Origin of the sequence: Novosphingobium sp. fls2-241-R2A-195 (genome assembly GCF_030209485.1) — a bacterium.
GTDB lineage: Bacteria > Pseudomonadota > Alphaproteobacteria > Sphingomonadales > Sphingomonadaceae > Novosphingobium > Novosphingobium resinovorum.
In genome coordinates this window covers 116048-135943 of record NZ_JARVRY010000003.1, presented here as the reverse complement: position 1 = coordinate 135943, position 19896 = coordinate 116048, and the positions used below count along the sequence as shown (strand labels likewise).

The window sequence follows — 19896 nt, the reverse complement described above, 5'->3', positions numbered from 1 at the left end:
GCTGCACCACAAGTCACCTTGCTCAAAATCATAGGTTGTGGACCGGCGCGGATGGGCCATGTTGGCCGGGATAGTAATCGGGAGAATGCCGTGAAGCGGCTTGAAGGCAAGGTGGCGCTGGTCACCGGAGGAACCTCCGGCATCGGCGCCGGCACTGTCGAGCGTCTGTGCGCCGACGGGGCTAAAGTCATTTTCACCGGCTCCAACCAGGCGGCAGCGGATGCGCTGTGCGCCGCGACCGGGGCCGAGTTCGTGAAGCACAACGTCACCGACGCGGCGGCGTGGGACGGCCTGATCGCGCAGATCCTCGAAAAGCACGGGCGGCTCGACATCGCCTTCGCCAACGCCGGGACCGAAAGCGGCGACGGCAGCATCGAGAGCATCTCGATCGAGGGCTGGAACAACGTCATGGGGGTCAACCTCACCGGCGTCATGCTCACCGTGCAGCACGCGATGCGGGCCATGGCGAAGAATCCGGAGGGGCCGGTCGGCTCGATCATCGTCAACTCCTCGATGAACGCGCACCGGGCGATGGGCAATTTCGTGGCTTATTCGGTGTCGAAGGCCGCCGTGATCGCGCTGGTCAAGGCGTCGGCGGTGCATTCGGGCAACCAGAAGTACGGCATCCGCGTCAACGCCGTGCTGCCGGGCGTCGTCGAGACCGCCCTGATCGTCAACCTGATCGAGAAATCGGGCGACCCCGTCGCCACCCGCGCCGCCTACGAGGGCCTGTCTCCGATGGGCCGCATGGCCGCCGTGGAGGAAGTTGCCGGGATGGTCGCTTGGCTTGCGAGCGATGAGGCAAGGTTCTGTTCGGGAAGCGAATTCACCATGGACGGCGCGTCCACCGCAGGAATGAACGGCGTATGAGCGAGGAACTGGGTTCGCAGCGGCTGAAGGGCCGCGTAGCGCTGGTTTCCGGCGGGCTTCGCGGCATCGGCCTCGCCTGCGTCGAGCGATTCCTGGCCGAAGGCGCCGAAGTGGTCCTGACCGACCTCGAGGCGCCGGATACCGAGTATGCCAGCGCCACGCTCGCCCGTCTGGGGCAGGCCGCCAGCTATGTCAGCGCCAATGTCGCCAGCGAGGACGACTGGGCCAAAGTGCTCGCCGCCGTGACCGAAAGGCACGGAAAACTGCACATCCTGGTCAACAATGCGGGCATCGACCTGACCGGCCCGGTGGCCGAGACCTCGCTTGAAGGCTGGCGCCGGATCATGAGCATCAACGTCGACGGCGTGTTCCTCGGCGTGCGGACGTTCGTGCCGCTGATGGCCGCGAGCGGGGCGGATTTCCGGGGCGGTGCCTCGATCATCAACGTCAGTTCGATCATGGGCCTGGTCGGCATGAGCGAGGTTTCGGGCTACAACGCCAGCAAGGGCGCGGTGCGGCTGTTCACCAAGTCCATCGCGCTGGAATTCGCCGAAAAGAAGATGCCGATCCGCGCCAATTCGCTGCATCCCGGCTTCGTTCTGACCCCGCTTCTCAAGGAAGGCTTTCAGCGCTGGGTGGACAAGGGCGTCGCCAGCAAGGCGCAGGATCTGGTCGATCTGATGTCCAGCAAGACCCCGATCGGACGGCTGGCCGACCCGGCGGAACTGGCAAGCGCGGTCTATTTCCTAGCATCTTCAGATAGTTCGTACATGACCGGCGGCGAGCTTGTCATCGATGGCGGCTGGACCGCGCAATAGACGATAGCTCGCATGTAAAAACATGTCCGTCATCCCCGCGAAGGCGGGGACCCATCTGATGACGGCTCGACAGGCATCGTCATCAGATGGGTTCCCGCCTTCGCGGGAATGACTGGGTTGAACAAAACGGGAGAGACAAGACCATGACCATCGCCCTTCCCGACGTGATCGCCGTCGTCACCGGCGCCGCCGGCGGCATCGGCCGCGAGATCGTCAAGGCAATGAAGGCCGCCGGCGCCACCGTGATCGCCACCGACCTCAAGGACAGCGCAGACATCGAAGGCGCCGACCACTACCTCAGGCACGACGTCACCAGCGAGGCCGACTGGCGCGCGGTGGAGGCGCTGGTGCGCGAAAAATACGGCCGCCTCGATGCACTGGTGAACAACGCAGGCTTCTCGATCGTGACGAAGTTCGAGGACACACCGCTCTCCGAGTTTCACAAGGTCAACGCCATCAACGTCGACTCGGCGATCATCGGCACGCAGGTCATGCTGGGTCTGCTTCAGGAAGGCGGTAAGGCGCGGGCCTCGGGCGCCTCGGTCATCAACTTTTCGAGCGTCGGCGGCCTGCGCGGCGCGGCGTTCAATGCCGCCTATTGCGTCAGCAAGGCGGCGATCAAGATGCTTTCGAAGTGCCTGGGCGCAGAGTTCGCCGCGCTCAAGTACAACATCCGCGTCAACTCGGTGCACCCCGGCGGGATCGACACGCCGATGCTGAACTCGATCATGGACCGCTACATCGAGCTTGGCGCTGCGCCTTCGCGCGAAGCCTCGATCGCGGCGATGAACGTCGCGCACCCGATCGGCCGCCTCGGCAAGCCGGAGGAAATGGCGGGCGGCGTGGTGTTCCTCGCCTCCACCGCCTCCAGCTTCATGACCTGCGACGAACTGGTGATGGACGGCGGGTTCAGCCAGGTCTGAAAAGGAGGAGCGGAGCATGGCCCAGAAACTGCCCGGCGTCATCGGCGTCCACCATATCGGCGTCTCGGTGCCCGATCTGGGCAAGGCACGTGAATTCTACCTCGAGATCCTCGGCGCGGTCGAGGAAGTCGAGCCGCTGAGCTGGTCCGACAACCCCTTCATCGACGAAGTGGTGGGCCTCGAGGGCAGCGCCGCCAACCAGTTCTTCTGCCGCCTCGGCAATCTCCAGATCGAGGTCTTCCAGTACGACACCCCGAAGCAGGCACCGCAGGACCCGCGCCGGGGCGTCAACGAATACGGCTATACCCATATGGCGCTGCAAGTGGAGGACGTCCTTGCCGTCCACGAACGGATCGTCGCGGCGGGCCTGCCAGTGCACACGCCGCCCGCGATGGAGGGCATCACCGTCGATGCGAGCGGCGTGAAACACGGCTATGCCGGAACCTATTGCCGCGACTTCTTCGGCAATGTCTTCGAGATTCTGGAGATCCACGAAACGCCGGAAATCCTGCCGATCCACGCTTGACTTTCCGCGTTCACATTTGAACGCAAAGGAAAAAATTTCAACGCGAAGCCCTAATTCGCCGGATGAACCGAAACTTAATCGGCCCGGCCGTGTTCCCGGATTGAGAGACAGCGCGGTATCGGTCGCGACGCCGCCCCCGCCCGGGAGCCTGAAACGTGGATATGAACACCCTCAACCGCAGTCGTGCCCAGCAGGTGGCGCGCGTCGTCGAGATCCGTGCCGTCGAGAGCGGCACGGTGGACGCCGATGTTGTGCCCGCCGCCCTGCTCCGCGATGCCGTGCGGGAAGCCGGGTTGTTCCAGCGCTCGGTGCTGGGCCACCTCGACCACAAGGAATGGCGCGATCGCGTCCGGGCCGACGGCCAGCGTCTGATGGACTTGCTCGCGGAGATCGGTTTCCGTCCCAGCGAGCGCGCCGCCCGCAAGTCGGCCTGACGCCTTCGTCATTGCGAGCGAAGCGAAGCAATGACGGAAGAGGTTATCCAACCGGCGGCATCACCGATGCACTCTCGGTCACGGTGAAGGCGCGGACGCGGCTGCGGTCAAACAGGTTTTCCTCGTCCTCCGCGATCATCGCGGCGACCTGCGGATCGCCCAGCGCGGCGAAGCAGGCATCGCGCGTCGCCGCGTCGGGGAAGTCGATTTCCATCACCACGTCGTGATCGAACGGCTGGTCCGTCCCGTCCATCGGCGAGAGAAACCGGCGCACGTAGCGCGTGGCGTAGCCCGCCAGCACCTTCTCGCCGATCACGCGGTGGCTGCTTTCGTAGTAAGCGCGGAAGTCCTCGACGCTCATGCCTTCGCGGCGCTTGAGGAGCGTGATCACGGTCACCGTCATGCCAGCACGCCCATCCACTCGCGCATCCCGTCAAGCACCGCCTTCGCCCGCAGCGCCGGGTGCGAGAACGCCTCGCGTAGCGCCGCCGAGCGCAGTTCCAGGGACAGCGGAATACCTTGCGGCAAGGCCTGCAGCATCGCCGCCAGCGGCAGCGCGCCTTCGCCCGGCTGTTCGCGCAGGTCGATGGCATCGGTGATGACCGCGTCGAAGTTCGCCGGATCGGGCCGCTCGGCCCGCGCGTCGCAGAACTGGGCGTAAGGCAGCAGCGCCGGATCGATGGCAGCGATCTGCCCGACCGTCGTGCCGGAGCGGTCGACGTGGATCGGATCGACCAGCACCGCGCGCAAGGGATGCCCCACCCGGTCGAGGATGCCGAGCGCCTGGCTCAGGGTCTTCACCTCGGTGAAGATGCCGAATTCCAGCGCCACCCGCATTCCCGATCCCTCGGCGTGGCGGCACAGGGCGGAGAGGCGCTCGATCGTCTCGCCCTCCTCGTGCGAGGATACGCATAGCACGTTCGCCGCGCCGAGCTGCGCCCCGACGTCCAGCACCTTGCGGTGATCGTCGAGCGTGGTGTCGGGGCGAATCCACACGACCTCGACGTCGAGCACCGGCAGGCCGGTGCGCTGCAATGCTGCGCGCGCATCGCGGGTATGCTGCGCGGTCCATTCCAGCGGATCGACCCAGAGGCCGACCGCGTCGAACCCGGCGGCGGCGCCTGCCTCGATCACGTCCACCGCCCCGAATTCGGGCAGGACGCCGGAGGCGAGGGATAGTTTATGCATTGTTTTTTCTCCCAAACCCACCCCGTCCGGCTAGTTCGCTGCGCTCTCAAGCCTCCCGGCCCTCCCGCGAGCGGGAGGGCAAGGCGCAGGTCTGTCATCCCCCTCCCGCTCGGGGGAGGGGACAGGGGTGGGCAAATCCTACATCACCGGTTCGGGCAAGGAGGCATCATCCGCCAGATACCAGTTCAGCCACTCATGGAAGTACTGGTTCCCGCGTTCGTTCTTGCCGAACGTCAGGTCGTCATGCGCGCCCGATTCGAGGCCCTTCTGGATCTCGAGGCCGATCACGTAGTCTTCCTCATACGTGACATCGCGGAAGAAGTTCATCGCGCCTTCCACGGCCTCGCGGTCCGCCTCGTCCTTGACCGGATTGCGGCGCAGGTAGTTCAGCACCGTGCGGTTCTCGGCGGGCGTCGGTCCGGGGAACAGCTGCGCGACTTGCGTGATCTCCGGCGCGATGAAGATCGAGACGTTGGGGAAGAAGATGCGCACGAAATCGTAGCCGTAGTTCTCGCGGTTGCCCCATTCCTCGCGCGGCACGTCCTTGAGCTGCTCGGCGATCGAATGCTGCGGGAAGCCGATGCGGATGTTCGGCCCGAAGCCCTCGTAATGCGTGCAGTTCGACGGCGTGCGCGGGAAAATCGTCTCGGGGTGGAGCGACTTGAAGTGGTAGCCCTCTAGGTATCCGTCGAAGGCGATCTTCCAGTTGGCGCCGTGGATCGTGCGATTGCCGAGGTACGTCCAGTTCGCGAAGTCGAGCGCGTCGAAATCCTCGAGGAAGTCCTTGAAATAGTGATCGAGGTCCATCGGCGCGTTGGGCGTCAGGCACACGAAGATCATGCCGCCGCGTTCCTCGCACGGCAGTTCGCGCAGGCCCATCGCGCCCTTGTCCACCTCGCCGAAGGTGCCCGGCTCGGAGATGCCGATCAGCTTGCCGTCGGCGCCATAGGTCCAGGAGTGGTACTTGCAGGTGAAGCGCGAGCAGTTGCCCTTGCCGTCCGGCGCGACCGGGGCGCCGCGATGCGAGCAGACGTTGAGGAAGGCGCGGACCTTGCCCTGCTTGTCGCGGTTGATGAGCACGGGCGAACCGACCGCGTCCATCGCCTTGTAGTCGCCGGGATTCGGCAGTTCGGCGGTGAAGGCCAGCATCAGCGGCACGCGCTTGAAGACCAGCTCCAGCTCGGCCTTGAACTGGTCCTTGTCGGTATAGCTGCCGGTGGGCACGCGCAGCGGCCGCGCGGTCTGGAAGGTCTTCTTGTTCGCCACGTAGTCGAGCATGATCTCGGCCACGTCACCAATGCGCTTTACGCGTTCCACGGTCTTCTCCCGGTAATTTATACGTCGATCCTGCGCGAGCCGCCCGGTCGCCACAAGCTGCGCAAGGTGATAGGCGACAGGGGGGCGCACAGTGCGGCACTCAAGGGATCATGATGGAGAGGAAGAGCCCCCCGTGGGCATGGCTTGAAACCCCACCGCCGCATCTGGCTGCTTACGCCGGAACGGACTTGTGGGACGAACGCACGATCGCCGAGCAGGCGAGCGCGCTGGCCGAGGCCGACCCCGGCTTCGTGTGCCTGATCGAAGGCGACGTGACCGTCACCCGCGCGCAGGCCGTAGCCGATGCCGAAGCGCTGAGCGCCGCGATGCATGCGCGCGGCCTGCGGCCGGGAGACGTCATCGCCTTCCAGGTGCCCAACTGGCGCGAGGCGATGGTGATCAACCTGGCCGCCGCGATGTCGGGCCTCGTCGTCAACCCGATCGTGCCGATCTACCGCGACCATGAAGTCTCGTTGATGCTGGCGGACTGCGGCGCGCGGGCGTTCTTCGTCTCCTCTTTGTTCCGCAAGTTCGACTATGCGGCGATGGCGCGGCGACTCGCAGGCCTGCTGCCGGATCTGGCTCATGTCTTCACCGTGCGCGGCGAAGGTTCGGACGATTACGCAGCGCTGATCGAGGAAGGGCGCGCCCTCCCCTTCGCGCGGCCGAAAGTCGATCCGCTGGGCGTGAAGATGGTGCTCTATACCTCGGGCACCACGGGGCGGCCGAAGGGCGTGCTGCACAGCCACGTCTCGATCGCCCGCATCCTGCGTGAGAGCGGGCACTACTGGGGCCTGACCGAAGGCGAGGCGACGCTGATGCCCTCCCCCGTCACGCATGTCTCGGGCTATGCCAACGGGCTGGAGGCGCCGTTCATCTGCGGAATCCGCACGGTGCTGATGGAAAGCTGGAACGCGGAGCAGGCACTCGCCCTGATCGACCGGCATCAGGCGGTCGGCACCGTCGCCGCCACGCCGTTTCTCGTCGAGCTGGCCGCCGCCGCGCGTGCGAGCGGCAATCGCCTGCCCAGCTTCCGCTTCTTCGCCTGCGGCGGCGCGGCGGTTCCGGCGGACCTGATCCCCGCCGCCAATGCCGCGTTCGACCACTGCCGCGCCTTCCGCGTCTTCGGCGCCTCCGAAGTGCCGCTGGTGACGTTCGGCTGGCCCAACGTCGAGGCGCTGGCCGCGACGACCGACGGCGCCGTGGTCGATTACGAAGTGCGCATCGTCGATCACGAGGACCGCGACCTGCCGGACGGCCGGGAAGGCGAAATCCTCGCGCGCGGCCCCGGCATGATGCTGGGCTATGCCGACGAGGCGCAGACCCGCGAGGCGATCACCACGGACGGCTTCTTCCGCACCGGCGACCTCGGCGTGCGAACCGAAGACGGCGCGATCACCATCACCGGCCGCAAGAAGGACCTCATCATCCGCGGCGGCGAAAACATCTCGGCCAAGGAGATCGAGGACGTGCTGCACGCCCATCCCGCCGTGCGCGAGGCCGCCGTCGTCGCCATGCCGCACGAACGGCTGGGCGAAGGCGTCTGCGCCTACGTCATCGCCGATGGCGAGGCGCCGAGCCCGCAGGCGCTCGCCGCACACATCGCCGACAGCGGGCTGGCGAAGCAGAAAATTCCCGAGAGGTTCGAATTCCGCGAGGATTTCCCGCGCACGGCTTCCGGCAAAGTGCGCAAGGACCTGCTCCGCGCGGATGTGAAGGCGCTGGTGCCCGGTCAGTAGCCCACCACCTTCGTCATTGCGAGCGAAGCGAAGCAATCCAGGGCAATCTTGCCCCGCCCTGGATTGCTTCGCTTCGCTCGCAATGACGATTCAGAGTGAAAGGGTGCACTCCGCCCCCTCCCCCAGACAAGCTCGGGGAGGAATCGGAACTGGCGACGGCATCCTTGGATACCGCCGCCGGCCCTTCCTCCCCAGGAAACTCTCAGCCCGCAGCCATGGCGGCTGCGACGGCCGCGTCGATTTCGCTCTTCATCGGGTTGCGGCGCAGCGTCAAGCCGCCATTTACCTGCAGGTTCTCGCCGGTCATGAAGCACTCATCGCTGGAAAGCCAGACGACGGCGGCCGCAATGTCGTCGCTGGTGCCGATCCGGCCGAGCGGATAGCCCGCCAGGAAGGCGTCGAACAGGCCCGGCACCTGCTTGGCGTCCGAAGTCATCGGCGTGTCGGTCAACCCCGGCGAGATCGAATTCGCGCGCACGCCTTCCGCCCCGAACTCGTGCGCGACGCAGCGGATCACGTGGTCGGCCCCCGCCTTGGTGCCCATGTAGGCGGCGTGGTCGTTGAGCATGATCGTCGCCGTCGCGGAGCTGATCTGGATCAGCGAGCCCCCGCGCCCGCCCTTGCTGCGCGCCATCTTGCCCACCATCGCCTGGTAGAAGTGGAAAGGCCCGACATACTGCAGCATCGTCATCGCCATCAGTTCGTCATGCGTGGTTTCCAGGAAGCCCTTCAGGAGCCCCCAGCCGGTGGCATTCACCGCAATGTCGATGCCGCCAAGCTGCTGCGCGGCGCTGTCCGCCAGAGCATCGACGCTGGCCTTGTCGGTCAGGTCGCAGGCGCTCCACTTGCAGTCATGCTGCGCGGCGAAATCGGCCAGCACGTCTTCCTTGCGGCCGGAAACGAGCACGCTGGCGCCCTCGTCCATCAGGCGCCGGGCGATATGCTGGCCCATGTTGTCGGGGCTGCTGGCGCCGAGGACAACGGCGCGCTTTCCTTCGAGGCGCTTCATGACACTCTCCCGTCGAATTGTTGCGGCCGCAGCGCTAGCACGGCGGGGCTGCGGTCATTCCTGACCAAAGAAATAGTGGCCATGCCGCGCCCGAGCGGCGACACCACGGCATCTGACAAGAAACCACGCGCGTGGCAGAGGAGCGCAAGACATGGATCTCGGACTGAAGGGCCTCAAGGCCATCCTCGTGGGCGCGAACGGCGGCATCGGCCGCGTGGTCGCGCATGTACTGTCGGCCGAAGGCTGCGACATCGCGATCTGCGGCCGCTCGCAGGACAAGGTGGACAACGTGCTGTCGGAGGTCGCCGCTTCAGGCGTGAAGACCTACGGCGAGGCGCTTGACGTCACGCAGGTCGAGGCCGTCCCCGCCTTCGTCGACAAGGCGGCCGAGGCGCTCGGCGGCTGCGATATCTTCATCAGCTTCACCTCCACCAACCTCGGCGAAGACACCGACGCCGCGTGGGAAGCCGTGATTCAGGCCGACATCCTGCCAATGCGGCGCGGCATTGCGGCGGCCCGCCCGCACCTTGCCAAGTCGGACAACGCCGCGATCGTGTGCTTCAGCTCGACCGGCGCGGTCGAGGAATTCATGGGCGTCCAGCCCTACAACGCCCTCAAGGCCGCCGTGATGAACTATTCCTCGTCACTGGCGCAGGCGCTGGCGGGCGAAGGCATCCGCGTGAACTGCATCACCCCCGGCCCGGTGCTGACCGAGGACGGCCCCTGGCCCAAGATCCAGGCCGCCATGCCGGACTTCTACAACGCGACGCTCGCCAACATGCCCTCGGGCCGGTTCACCACCGGCGAGGAACTCGCAAACGCGGTCGCCTTCGTCGTCTCGCCCGCATGCAAGGCGATGACCGGCGCCAACATCGTGGTCGACAACGGCTACACCAAGCGCACCCAGTTCTGACGGTTCAACCTCCCTCCAGAGGATCAGTGCGGCGGCTTGCAAGAGCCGCCGCCTTTTTGTTCGCCCGCCGCGCCTTCCCGGGAAGTCGGGGCGGGTTGATACGGGATTTGCACGGTCCAGAAGAAAAAGGTGTCTCCTTGGGCCGGAGAGTGCCTTCTTGCGGTCACCCCAAAAGGCTGCGATCAACTGAGCATGAATCCCATGCTCATCCTTCTTTTCGCAGAGACCGTTGGCGCGCAATTACCGTCAATTGATCCCGCCCGCGTCGAAGCCGAATTGGCGGCGGATGGTGATGTCCTGCGATCCCTGAACGAGAACGGTGACAAACCGTTCATCATTCGCCCGGTCGACGTACGATTCACCGGGAGTACGCAAGAGATCAAGGCGCTGCAAAAGGCCATAAGTTCGCTTGGGTGGCGCATCGTCCAATGCGTGACAATCGACACCGGAGAAAAGGCGCTTGATGTCCAGCGCGATCAGACCACCGATCGGGATGCGATACGAGCCCTGACGGAAACAGCGCTTCGTCTCGAAGCGAAGTTCAACGTGAAGTATGACGGTTGGGGGACTGTCGCGACCCAGCGATAGTTCCGATACTTGCCTTTGGCATGTCGGACTTCGACTTTTCGGGCTCTACCCGTTACGGACTTTAATCCGTCAGTGCTTTACCGACCGCCCGTGCGCGGCTTTACCACACGACAGATCCGACACTGACCGAAAAGAGATTGGCAGCTTTAAATCGAGGAGCTTCTTTCGAAGCGCAGCTCAGCCGGTGGGACGCTCCCCCAATCCGCAGCAGATTTCGGCAACGATCACCGTCCGGACCAAGACGATCACACCGTACTTCTTATGAAGTCGTGCCCGCCGTTCACACGGAAATCTTGCGCCGTTATTGAAAGTTGATTTCACTGCTTTCCAGAGAAATCACTTCTGCCTGGGAATTTTTCACTTTTCGAGCATCTTCGGTTTTCTGGGCGCGATCAGCCAGTTCGTTCCAGGCGGACACTGCTCGCAGGCATCGGTCACGTACCTGAGGCAGGCTTGCGGCATCGGCCGCAATCGTCTGGAGATCGGCTTGCTCGCGATAAAATGCCAGCGACGACATCAGTTCACTCCTGTGTCCGGTGGCCAAGATCGGCGGACCTTCGTAAAGGTCCGCCGCTCCGGTTTGTTCAGGCCGACTGGAGATTGACGGCCGAGGTCTTGCCGCGGCGGTCGGTTTCCAGTTCATAGGACACGCGCTGATCCTTGTTCAGGGTGCGCATGCCGGCACGTTCCACAGCGCTGATGTGAACGAAGGCATCATCGCCGCCCGTTTCGGGAGCGATGAAACCGAAGCCCTTGTCGGCGTTGAAGAATTTTACGGTTCCGGTGATCATATGGGTATCCTTTGCCCAATGCAGTATGACGGGCATGCGCCAACAGCGGCACATCCCGGCTTCGTGAGGCTAGTAAAGGACAAAGGGGAGCCTTGGCGGCCCAATATCCGTCGCAGGCGACGTTTCAGCCCGATCATTGTACACGCATCGAGAAAAATGGATAGGCTGAATCAGGGTTTAGTCGGGAAATGAATCCGGACTGTCACGGTAATGTGATACATGATGCCATGGATTCCACGCAAACCCACGATTATCCTGTGACGATCGGCATCGACGACATCGACTTTATGGGTCACGTCAATAATTCGATATACTTGAAATGGGTGCAGGAAGCCGTCATCGAACACTGGCAGAGGGTCGCATCGCCTGCCGCAGTTGCCACCTATCTATGGATCGCGCTCAAGCATGAAATCACGTATCGTAAACCGGCGTTCCTGCGCGACCGGCTGACGGCCAATGTCGTGCTGGAACAAGTGCGCCGGGAAAGTGCATTCTATGAAACGACGATCCGGCGCGGCAGCGAAGTGATTGCCGAAGTAAAATCGCGCTGGTGTTGCATCGACGCGGTGTCACGGCGGCCCGTTCGGGTAACAGCCGCCGTCATGGCATGCTTTTTCCCTGAAGCCTCCCACGAGCAAACGGCGCCGGCATCAGGATAGAGCGAGGCCCAACCTGTCTTCGTCGGTATAGATATCGAACCGGGAAAGGGTGACGGCGCCGAAGGTCATCGTCAACGCCGCATCGGCCGCGTCACGTCCTCGTGCCATCAGTATCCGCCCACGACGAGGGCGGTTGTGCCTTGCATCGAAAACATACCAGCGATCCCCCAGCCACACCTCGAACCAGGCGGAGAAATCCATGTTTCCCAGCGGCGTCGGCAAGTCCATGTCGCCGAGATAGCCGGTGCAATACCGTGCGGGCACGTTCATGCAGCGACACAGCGTGATCGCCAGATGCGCGAAATCGCGGCAGACACCCTCGCGCTCCTCGAACACGTCCCGCGCAGTCTTCGTTGACCTTGCCGTCATGTAGTCGAAGCGGATGTGGTGATGCACGTATTCGACGATGGCCTGGACAAGGGGCCACCCCGGCGCGGTGCCTCCGAACAGTTCCCATGCCGTCTCGTTCAGGCGGTCCGTTTCGCAATAGCGGCTGGCCAGAAGGTAGAGCATGACGTCGTCAGGCAGAGCCTCGATCGCGGATTGCGAGGCTTCCGGCTCAACCGGGTCCGGTTCGAAATCATCGTCGATGACGAAGCCGCAGGACAGCGTCAGTCCGCCAGCCGGGATGGTCAGGCGGGTGCAGATGTTACCGAAACTGTCCACGTAATCATAGATCGGCACGTCCGGCGTGGTGAACAGCCGCTGCGGCGTGCGCAAATCCTTGTTGCGCGAAGCATGGATACTGAGATGCGCGAGCATCGGCACGGACTGCTCGCATGTGAAAGCGATATCGTATCCCGCGCGGATCAGCATGCAGGCTTCAGGCCTGCAAGATCACGTTCCACCCGTCCCAGCCCTTCGGCAGACTCCACGGCAAGATCGAGCGGTCGCCCTCCGAGCTTGCCGCAAGCCGTGTTGAGATAGGCAATAGCTTCGTCCCGACCCCCAAATGCTTCGAGCGCCAGCTTCGTCACCTGCCCCTGGCGGCTTGCCGCATCAGGGGCCAGCTTCGGGCGATCCGACCATCGCATTTTCGCGCGGGCCGGCCGAGCGACCTTGTCTTCGCTTTCCATTTCGGATTTCCTACTGATACGGACGCATCCGGGATGCGGCGATCTTCCAGAGCATGCTGGTTACCTGCGCTTTCCCGATGGGAGAGCCGGCTCCGACCTCAAGCATGGTGCCTTCGTGATCGGGGCCGGGGCTGGAAAGAAAATTCCGCGCCGCCACTCGACCGCCCAGTAATGCGAACGCGAGATCGGCTATTTCACTGCGCCGCTGAAAGGTCAGGTCATCTCTCGAGACGTGGATCCATTGCCGACCGCACGGCGGGATGCCTGCCGGTCGCGACCTTGGACAAGCGAAGTGGTTCGGCGGCGGCCAGGTCATGACCATTGCGGGTAGGTCGATACACCCATGTCCTGTCGCAGACGGGCGATCCGGATTTCGTAATGGCGAACCAGGTCGAATCGCGATCTGACCTCAGGGCTGCCCTTGTCGCGGGTCGCGTACTCGATGAGAGCAATTTGGTGATGATAAAGTAGCTGATTGAGGTCCATACAGGCACTCCTTTTTGCGGGAGCGCGCTTGGTCTCTCAGTCGCCGACATGCAGAAATGACCGGCAATATTTTTCTTCTACATGATTTTGTCCCGACCAGCGAGCGCATTCCACCGATCAGGATAATATTTAAAAGTCCACGCCCGCATTGAAAAATCGATTCTAAGGTGTATATGGACGTCGCTGCGTCATTTTTGACGGATTTTTGCCTGCGCCCCGCAGGCATTCTCAGACATCAGCCTGGCTCTCATGATCGCCGTTTTGCGCATGCATGTCGGCGGGCGCCCTCGTATTCGGGACATCATGGATTGGCTAAGGAAGAATTGCTGACAATGGAAGGCTTTATCGAGGAAATCCTCCCCGATGGGCGCTTCGCGGTTTTGCTCGACAACGAGCACAAGATCATCGCCTACACGGCAGGCAAGATGCGCAAGTTCCGCATCCGCTCGGTGGTCGGTGATCGCGTACATGTCGAGATGACGCCTTACGACCTTTCAAAGGGTCGGATCGTATTTCGCGAAAAGACACCGGGACAAGCCGGAGGGCCGCCGAGACGGCGCAGCGGGTTTAAAAGATAAACGCGGAAAAATCCGCACACAGGAAAACATGCACATCAATACCCAAGGCGCGCAAAAGCGCCCCGAAAATGCCACCCTCAACCCAGTTTCCAGTCGTAACGGCCCCATTCAGTGGCCCGCAGGGCTTCTGAGCCGGGATCACCTGCAGCGCCTCGTCGCCGCGATGGTGGACTGATCAGCCCCTCCCCGGTTTCAGCCGGGGAGGCATCGCTGCAGGCTCGGGGTCGCAGGATCAAGGCTTGTGGGCGAACCAGATGACATGGCGAAAGCCCTTGTTGTTCGCCCGCGCTCTCACCTGCGTCTCGGTCACTTCGAAGCCGACGTCACGCAATCGCTGCGTAAACGCAGGTTCTGGAAACGCCGACCAGATGGCAAGTATGCCCCTCGGCCGCAGCGCAAGCATCGCTCGCTGCAATCCAGGCACCGAGTACAGCCCGTCGTTGAGCTGGCGCGTCAGACCTTCCGGACCGTTATCGACGTCCAGCAGAATGGCATCGTAAGCTTCCCACGCTGAATCGATAAGCAGCGCCACGTCTTCGCCGACGACGTGAACGCGCGGATCGTCAAGACACCCATCGGTAATTTCCTGCATCGGCCCTCTGGCCCATGTCAGGATTTCCGGGACGATTTCGGCGACGACGACACTTGCCTCCCCTGCCAGCGCTGCCAGTGCCGCGCGGAGCGTGAACCCCATGCCATACCCGCCGATCAGCAATTGCGGGGCACGGCGATCGGCGATCTTCTCGCAGGTCATCACCGCCAGCGCCTCTTCCGAAGCATTGGCCCGCGTGCTCATCAATTCGTTGTCTTCCAGCAGGATGGTGAAATTGGTGCCGTGCTGGACAAGCCTCAGTTCCACTCCATCCGGCACGGTTGCATGACCGAGCACGACATCGTCTATCATCGCATTTCCTTGAATAGCCCGTCGCCGGGTCTGATATGCTGGTGCGGCAGGACGGTCCCGCTCGCAAGCGGTAGGTCAGGCGAGGAGGTTCTTCAACGCTTCGCCGAGGGATCGTTCGAGGTAGGGCTTTTCGAGGAACACGGCACCGAAAGGCATTTCGTGCCGAGCCAGCGGCCGGCGGCCCGAAGTGATGATGATGCCGATGTGCGGCCAGCGTGTTTGCGCTTCAAACGCCAGGGCCATGCCGTCGATTGGGCCCGGCATGTCGATGTCGGTGAACAAGATCGCGATCGAAGGGGTCTCTGCAAGGATGCCGAGAGCCCGTGTGGCATTCGTCGCTTCTTTCGTAATGAAGCCCGCGCTCTCGGCCATATCGCAGGCGGCCAACAAAATAAGGGGTTCATCCTCGACAACGAGGACAATGGGGTGAGACGGCATGAAAAGACGGCTCTCTGAGGGGCGCAGCAGTCAGCCCGGCATGCCGTCCCGATTTCATGGGCCGAGGCTCGCAGGCTCCGTTCGAGCCTGATCATCACAATAGCGGCGCAACCTGTAAGTTCCAGAAATCTTTTACTGTTCGCCCCGTCCGGAACACTGGCGCATTGATCAATGACTTGAGTGGGCGTGCGGCCGACCGGGCGCCTTTTCACCCGATCAAAGAATAGGCGGGCGGTCAAGGGGCAGGCAGTTCACTACCCAAAGCGTCATTCAACTCGATCGTCATCCCGGCGAAGGCTGGGACCGTGATGACCATGATACGGCTTTTCGGCGAGAACTGCACTATCCCTCTGAACCCTCAGTGCCGCACCATCGCCCCGCCATCGACCCACAGGCCATGCCCGGATACGAAACGCGCCTCCTCGCTGCACAGGAACGCCACGACGTCGGCAATGTCCTGCGGTTTGCCAAGACGGCGCAACGGGGCCTTGCCTTCCCAGAACGTCCGGTACTCCGGCATCTGGTCGAAGGCAGGGGCCGTCATCGGCGTGTCGATGGCCCCGGGCTGGACACAAGTGGCGGTGACGCCGAACGGCCCAAGTTCCGCCGCGACCGACTTGGTGAAGCCCAGTACCGCGTGCTTGGAGGCGGCATAGGCGCAAAGCCCCTCGTCCCCGTAAGTCGAGGTGGTCGAGCCGATCGTGACGATCCGGCCCGCGCCATGGGCCTTGAGCCAGGGTGCCGCCTCGCGCACCAGCCGGAACACGGCGATTAGGTTCACCTCGATCACGCGCAGGAAATATGCGTCTTCGTGCCCCTCCAGCGGATGGAAAGCGCTGATGCCGGCACAGGGGACCACGGCGTCCAGCCCGCCCATCCGCTCCACCGCCGCCGCGACCAGCCGCGCATTGGCGTCCGCACCGGTGAGGTCCGCGATGAAATCGACCTCCCTCTGAACGTCCGCCGTGAAGACTTGCGCTCCGTCCGCGGCCAAGCGCTTCGCAACGGCAGCGCCAATCCCCGAACCCGCGCCAGTGACGATGGCCCGGCGGCCCTGCAGACGCCCGCTCATGCGATCTTCAGCACGAGCTTGCCCGTGTTCGCCCCTGAGAACAGGCGCATGAAGGCCGGGTAGGCGTTCTCGAGCCCCTCCTGCACGTCTTCGTCCGCACGCAGTTTTCCGTCCGCCAGCCACTGCGCCATCTGCGCACCGCCTTCGGCGAAACGGTGGGCATAGTCGGCAATCAGGAAACCATGGATCGTCGCGCGCCGGGCAAGGATCTGCCACAGGTTGCGCAGGCCCAGCTTTTCGGGCGTGTTGTATTCGGCGATGAGGCCACACAGGACGATGCGGGCGTGATGCGCAAGGGTGAAGACCTCCGCCTCCAGCACCGCTCCGCCGACGTTCTCGAACACTACGTTGACGCCGTCAGGCGCGGCCGCGGCGATCTCGGAAACTAGGCTTGCGTGATCCTTGCCCTTGTAGTCGATCGCGGCATCGAAGCCGTAGTCCTCGATCAGGCGGCGGCATTTCTTCGCACCGCCGGCGATGCCGACGACGCGGCAGCCCATGATCCTGCCGATCTGGCCGACGGCCGAGCCCACGGCACCTGCTGCGCCCGAGACCAACAGCGTCTCGCCCGGCTGGGGCTTTGCCACTTCGGTCAACCCAAAGTAGGCCGTGAGCCCGACCGCGCCCAGTGCCGACAGAAAGTTCGACGGCGATGCCACGGCCTCTACATCGACCGGCATCGTGAAGCCGCCGGGCATGGCTACCGAGTAGTCCTCAAGTGCGTTGAGCCCCATGACCCATTGACCGGCAGCGAAGTCTGGGTTGTCCGAGGCATGGACCACACCCACCGTCGTCGCGCGCACCGGATCGCCAAGCGGGATCGGCGGCATGTAGCTTTCGGCGTCGTCCATCCACCCGCGCTGGGCCGGATCCAGCGAGGCGTAGTGATTGCGCACGACGATCCCGCCGGGTGGCGGGGTGGGGACAGCTTCGGTCACCAGCATGAAGTCTTCGGGAACGGGTTCCCCCTCCGGCCTGCGCGCGAGCAGGAATCGCCGGTTCTCGGCCATGGCATCGATCTCCTCTATTTATGCGAGTGGTCCGATTTCGGACGCAAGCCCGCACCTGTGCAAATCGACAGGTAGGTCGCGAAACGATCCGATGCATAGTGACCACCGGAAGACGGCCGCACAGAATCGCGGCCGCACCGGGAGGATAAACTGATGGCATCCGCACATGTTCGCGGAGCGCGAAATACCGCGCTCATCAAGCTCGCACTCGCATCCAGCGCACTGACCTGTATTTCAGCACCCGCCTTCGCGCAGGACGCCGCACCGCAGGCGGCCGACACCGCCGTCGTCGATCCGAACGAGATCATCGTCTCTGCCCGCCGCCGCTCGGAAACGCTGCAGGAAACTCCGATCGCGATCACCGCCGTCAGCGCGGCGATGCTGGAAAACAAGGCGTCGGCCAACATTGGCGACCTGCAAGGCGCCGCGCCGGGCCTGCTCATCACCCAGCAGAATTCGGGCGCGCAGGCGGCCAACATCTCGATCCGCGGCCTGACTTATGCCGATATCGAGAAGTCGCAGACGCCGACCGTCGGCGTCGTGGTGGACGGCGTCACGATCGGCACCAACACCGGGCAGCTCCAGGACGCCTTCGACATCGCCCAGATCGAAGTGCTGCGAGGGCCCCAGGGCACGCTGTTCGGCGCCAACACCATCGGGGGCGTCATCAACATCACCCGCACCAAGCCCACCATGGAGCCCGGCGGCAAGGCCGAATTCACCTACGGCCGCTGGAACACCTGGGCCGGCAAGGCCATCGTCAACTATGGCGACGGCGAGACCTGGGGCATCAAGGGCTGGTACTTCCACAACGAGTCCGACGGCTTCTACCGCAATGCCATCCGCGACACCCGTGCGGGCGGCAGCAAGGCCGATGCCTATGGCGCGAGCCTGCTGTTCGAACCCGCCGGATCGGGCTTCGACGCGCAGCTTTCCGTCGAAAACGTGGTGCAGAGCTTCGAGCCGGTGGTCAGCAACCTGACCAACAGCACCGAACTGTTCTGCGGGTTGATCCCCGCCAACGAGTGCGGCCGCAACAACACCACCGACCTCTACACGGTGTTCACCCTGCCCGCGAAGAGCAAGTACCGCGCGCCGAACGCCACGTTGCAGATGAACTACGACCTGGGCGGCATCAAGCTCAGCTCGATCACCGGCTGGCGCCACAGCAAGGAAGCGCAGACCCAGGACTTCGACGGGTCTTCGAGCGACCTCTACTACGTCGATCGCCGCCAGAAGTACACGCAGTGGAGCCAGGAACTGCGCGCAGCGGGCAACCTGTTCACCGGGTTCGACTACGTCGTGGGCGGCTACTACTTCCATTCGAAGTACAGCCTGACGCAGTGGACGCGCTTCTTCGGCTTCGATCCGTCGGTGTCGCCGATGGAATTCGACACCAACGCCCAGACCAACATCGGCAAGACCACCAGCTACGCCTTCTTCGGCGACTTCAACTGGGCCTTTGCCGACAAGTGGCGCCTGTCCTTCGGCGGTCGCTGGAGCCATGACAACAAGAAGCTCACAAACAGCTTCGCGACGGCGGGCCTGATCGGTTCGGGAGACGCGAACTTCACCAAGTTCACGCCCAAGATCGGCATCGACTACCGCCCCAACAGCGACGTGATGCTCTACGCCAGCTGGTCTCGCGGCTATCGTTCGGGCGGCTTCAGCCCGCGCGCCGCCACCGCCGCCACCGCCAGCACCCCGTTCCAGCCCGAGACGGTGGACGCCTACGAAGTGGGCGCCAAGCTCTCGGCGTTCGATCGCAAGCTGGAATTCAACGTTGCGGGCTACGTGTCCGACTACAAGGACATGCAGCAGAACCTGACGGTTCCCGGCGGTCCGCTGGGCAACCAGACGATCACGGGCAATGTGCCGGGCGGCGCGATCATCAAGGGCATCGAGGCCGACGCCACCCTGCGCATCACCTCGCAGTTCAAGATCACCGCCTCGACCGCCTACATGAAGTCGCACTTCCGCAACTTCGTGACCTGCGGCGCCGTCTCGGCAACGCAAACGGCGGCGGCCAACAGCTGCGGCACCGGGCTGGTGCCGTTCAACTACTCCGCCAACCGCCTGATCTACGCGCCCAGGTTCACCGGCTCGGTCAATGCCGACTACGAAGTGCCCACCAGCTTCGGCAAGATCGTCGCCACGGCCGGCTGGCGTCACATCAGCCCCTATGACGAGCAGATCTCGCAAGGGTCGCTGACACCGACACTCGACGGCAGCGGCGACGTGACCGGCGTGACGGTCAATGGCAACGATGCCCGCGTGCGTACCACCACGCAGGACCTTGTCGATGCCAGCCTGACCTTCAACTTCGATGTCGGCGACAAGGAAGCCTACTTCCGCGTCTTCGGCCGCAACCTCGCCAACGAGAAGACCACGACGCACGCGTTCACCGTGGCCGGGCTGTTCTCGTTCGGCATGGCATTGGAACCGCGCACCTACGGAGCCACCGTCGGCGTGAAGTTCTGATCTCTTACCCCCGCGGGGGGAAACGGGGTGTCCGGCGTTCCCCCGCCGGGCACCCTTAACTTTGAAGAAGGAGTAC

25 protein-coding genes are annotated in these 19896 nt (G+C 63.7%); 12 read left to right on the top strand and 13 right to left on the bottom strand.

Going from position 1 to position 19896, the window contains the following annotated elements; all coding sequences use genetic code 11:
* Positions 1–90: 90 nt before the first annotated feature.
* The 5 genes from QRN25_RS02685 to QRN25_RS02665 all read left to right on the top strand — a co-directional run bounded on the left by QRN25_RS02685 (position 91) and on the right by QRN25_RS02665 (position 3571).
* Positions 91–870 (top strand): SDR family NAD(P)-dependent oxidoreductase, encoded by a 780-nt coding sequence (locus QRN25_RS02685; protein ID WP_036526546.1) that lies wholly within the window; start codon positions 91–93, stop codon positions 868–870.
* A complete protein-coding gene (locus tag QRN25_RS02680) occupies positions 867–1688 on the top strand; it encodes an SDR family NAD(P)-dependent oxidoreductase (protein ID WP_271183931.1) in 822 nt (273 codons plus the stop codon). The genes QRN25_RS02685 and QRN25_RS02680 overlap by 4 nt, the downstream gene beginning before the upstream one ends.
* A gap of 143 nt (positions 1689–1831) precedes the next feature.
* A complete protein-coding gene (locus QRN25_RS02675) occupies positions 1832–2611 on the top strand; it encodes an SDR family oxidoreductase (RefSeq protein ID WP_285017332.1) in 780 nt (259 codons plus the stop codon).
* 16 nt (positions 2612–2627) lie between these two features.
* Entirely contained in the window at positions 2628–3137 is a 510-nt protein-coding gene (locus QRN25_RS02670; RefSeq protein ID WP_285017331.1) for a VOC family protein, read from the top strand.
* 155 nt (positions 3138–3292) lie between these two features.
* Positions 3293–3571, top strand: coding sequence for a hypothetical protein (locus QRN25_RS02665; protein ID WP_285017330.1), 279 nt, complete (start codon positions 3293–3295; stop codon positions 3569–3571).
* Positions 3572–3614: 43 nt separating this feature from the next.
* Here QRN25_RS02665 and QRN25_RS02660 read toward each other — a convergent pair whose 3' ends face one another.
* From QRN25_RS02660 to QRN25_RS02650, 3 genes are all read right to left on the bottom strand, one after another.
* Positions 3615–3974, bottom strand: coding sequence for an EthD domain-containing protein (locus QRN25_RS02660; RefSeq protein ID WP_271183927.1), 360 nt, complete (start codon positions 3972–3974; stop codon positions 3615–3617).
* Positions 3971–4759 carry a sugar phosphate isomerase/epimerase family protein gene (locus QRN25_RS02655; RefSeq protein WP_285017329.1) on the bottom strand — a complete coding sequence of 263 codons (789 nt, stop codon included), beginning with the start codon at positions 4757–4759 and terminating at the stop codon, positions 3971–3973. Before QRN25_RS02655 ends, QRN25_RS02660 begins: the two co-directional genes overlap by 4 nt.
* Before the next feature lie 138 nt (positions 4760–4897).
* Positions 4898–6076 carry an aromatic ring-hydroxylating oxygenase subunit alpha gene (locus QRN25_RS02650; RefSeq protein WP_271183925.1) on the bottom strand — a complete coding sequence of 393 codons (1179 nt, stop codon included), beginning with the start codon at positions 6074–6076 and terminating at the stop codon, positions 4898–4900.
* A gap of 110 nt (positions 6077–6186) precedes the next feature.
* Here QRN25_RS02650 and QRN25_RS02645 point away from each other — a divergent pair, with 110 nt between their 5' ends.
* On the top strand, positions 6187–7815 hold the full coding sequence (locus tag QRN25_RS02645; protein WP_502910411.1) for an AMP-binding protein: 1629 nt from the start codon (positions 6187–6189) through the stop codon (positions 7813–7815).
* A 202-nt stretch (positions 7816–8017) separates the two neighbouring features.
* Here the strand turns inward: QRN25_RS02645 and QRN25_RS02640 are convergent, their stop codons facing one another.
* On the bottom strand, positions 8018–8824 hold the full coding sequence (locus QRN25_RS02640) for an SDR family NAD(P)-dependent oxidoreductase (protein WP_285017327.1): 807 nt from the start codon (positions 8822–8824) through the stop codon (positions 8018–8020).
* A gap of 151 nt (positions 8825–8975) precedes the next feature.
* Between QRN25_RS02640 and QRN25_RS02635 the strand changes: the two genes are divergently transcribed.
* Both QRN25_RS02635 and QRN25_RS02630 read left to right on the top strand, forming a co-directional pair.
* A complete protein-coding gene (locus tag QRN25_RS02635; protein WP_285017326.1) occupies positions 8976–9737 on the top strand; it encodes an SDR family NAD(P)-dependent oxidoreductase in 762 nt (253 codons plus the stop codon).
* A gap of 201 nt (positions 9738–9938) precedes the next feature.
* Positions 9939–10325, top strand: coding sequence for a ribonuclease E inhibitor RraB (locus QRN25_RS02630; RefSeq protein ID WP_285017325.1), 387 nt, complete (start codon positions 9939–9941; stop codon positions 10323–10325).
* 301 nt (positions 10326–10626) lie between these two features.
* Here the strand turns inward: QRN25_RS02630 and QRN25_RS02625 are convergent, their stop codons facing one another.
* Together QRN25_RS02625 and QRN25_RS02620 are read right to left on the bottom strand one after the other, a co-directional pair.
* On the bottom strand, positions 10627–10842 hold the full coding sequence (locus QRN25_RS02625) for a hypothetical protein (protein WP_271183920.1): 216 nt from the start codon (positions 10840–10842) through the stop codon (positions 10627–10629).
* 67 nt (positions 10843–10909) lie between these two features.
* The gene (locus QRN25_RS02620) at positions 10910–11116 is read right to left on the bottom strand and encodes a cold-shock protein (protein WP_036526131.1); all 207 of its coding nucleotides are present in this window, start codon (positions 11114–11116) and stop codon (positions 10910–10912) included.
* Between the two features lie 227 nt (positions 11117–11343).
* Between QRN25_RS02620 and QRN25_RS02615 the strand changes: the two genes are divergently transcribed.
* Positions 11344–11775 carry an acyl-CoA thioesterase gene (locus QRN25_RS02615; protein ID WP_271183919.1) on the top strand — a complete coding sequence of 144 codons (432 nt, stop codon included), beginning with the start codon at positions 11344–11346 and terminating at the stop codon, positions 11773–11775.
* Here the strand turns inward: QRN25_RS02615 and QRN25_RS02610 are convergent.
* From QRN25_RS02610 to QRN25_RS02600, 3 genes are all read right to left on the bottom strand, one after another.
* Positions 11767–12591 (bottom strand): transglutaminase-like domain-containing protein, encoded by an 825-nt coding sequence (locus tag QRN25_RS02610; RefSeq protein ID WP_271183918.1) that lies wholly within the window; start codon positions 12589–12591, stop codon positions 11767–11769. The genes QRN25_RS02615 and QRN25_RS02610 overlap by 9 nt on opposite strands.
* Positions 12585–12851, bottom strand: a complete 267-nt coding sequence (locus QRN25_RS02605; RefSeq protein WP_271183917.1) for an antitoxin Xre/MbcA/ParS toxin-binding domain-containing protein — start codon at positions 12849–12851, stop codon at positions 12585–12587. Before QRN25_RS02605 ends, QRN25_RS02610 begins: the two co-directional genes overlap by 7 nt.
* Before the next feature lie 312 nt (positions 12852–13163).
* Positions 13164–13337: a hypothetical protein gene (locus QRN25_RS02600; protein ID WP_271183916.1), complete on the bottom strand. Its 174-nt coding sequence runs from the start codon at positions 13335–13337 to the stop codon at positions 13164–13166.
* 308 nt (positions 13338–13645) lie between these two features.
* Here QRN25_RS02600 and infA point away from each other — a divergent pair, with 308 nt between their 5' ends.
* Together infA and QRN25_RS02590 are read left to right on the top strand one after the other, a co-directional pair.
* Positions 13646–13915, top strand: a complete 270-nt coding sequence (gene infA, locus QRN25_RS02595; protein ID WP_271183915.1) for a translation initiation factor IF-1 — start codon at positions 13646–13648, stop codon at positions 13913–13915.
* 28 nt (positions 13916–13943) lie between these two features.
* A complete protein-coding gene (locus QRN25_RS02590) occupies positions 13944–14090 on the top strand; it encodes a hypothetical protein (protein ID WP_285017324.1) in 147 nt (48 codons plus the stop codon).
* A 57-nt stretch (positions 14091–14147) separates the two neighbouring features.
* Here the strand turns inward: QRN25_RS02590 and QRN25_RS02585 are convergent, their stop codons facing one another.
* The 4 genes from QRN25_RS02585 to QRN25_RS02570 form a co-directional block, all read right to left on the bottom strand.
* Complete coding sequence (locus QRN25_RS02585) at positions 14148–14819, bottom strand: spermidine synthase family protein (protein WP_285017323.1); 672 nt, start codon at positions 14817–14819, stop codon at positions 14148–14150.
* Positions 14820–14894: 75 nt separating this feature from the next.
* Entirely contained in the window at positions 14895–15257 is a 363-nt protein-coding gene (locus QRN25_RS02580; protein ID WP_271183912.1) for a response regulator, read from the bottom strand.
* Positions 15258–15615: 358 nt separating this feature from the next.
* Complete coding sequence (locus QRN25_RS02575) at positions 15616–16329, bottom strand: SDR family NAD(P)-dependent oxidoreductase (RefSeq protein WP_285017322.1); 714 nt, start codon at positions 16327–16329, stop codon at positions 15616–15618.
* Entirely contained in the window at positions 16326–17339 is a 1014-nt protein-coding gene (locus QRN25_RS02570) for an NADP-dependent oxidoreductase (protein WP_285017321.1), read from the bottom strand. The genes QRN25_RS02575 and QRN25_RS02570 overlap by 4 nt, the downstream gene beginning before the upstream one ends.
* 153 nt (positions 17340–17492) lie before the next feature.
* Between QRN25_RS02570 and QRN25_RS02565 the strand changes: the two genes are divergently transcribed.
* Entirely contained in the window at positions 17493–19820 is a 2328-nt protein-coding gene (locus QRN25_RS02565) for a TonB-dependent receptor (protein WP_271183909.1), read from the top strand.
* The last annotated feature ends 76 nt before the right edge of the window (positions 19821–19896 follow it).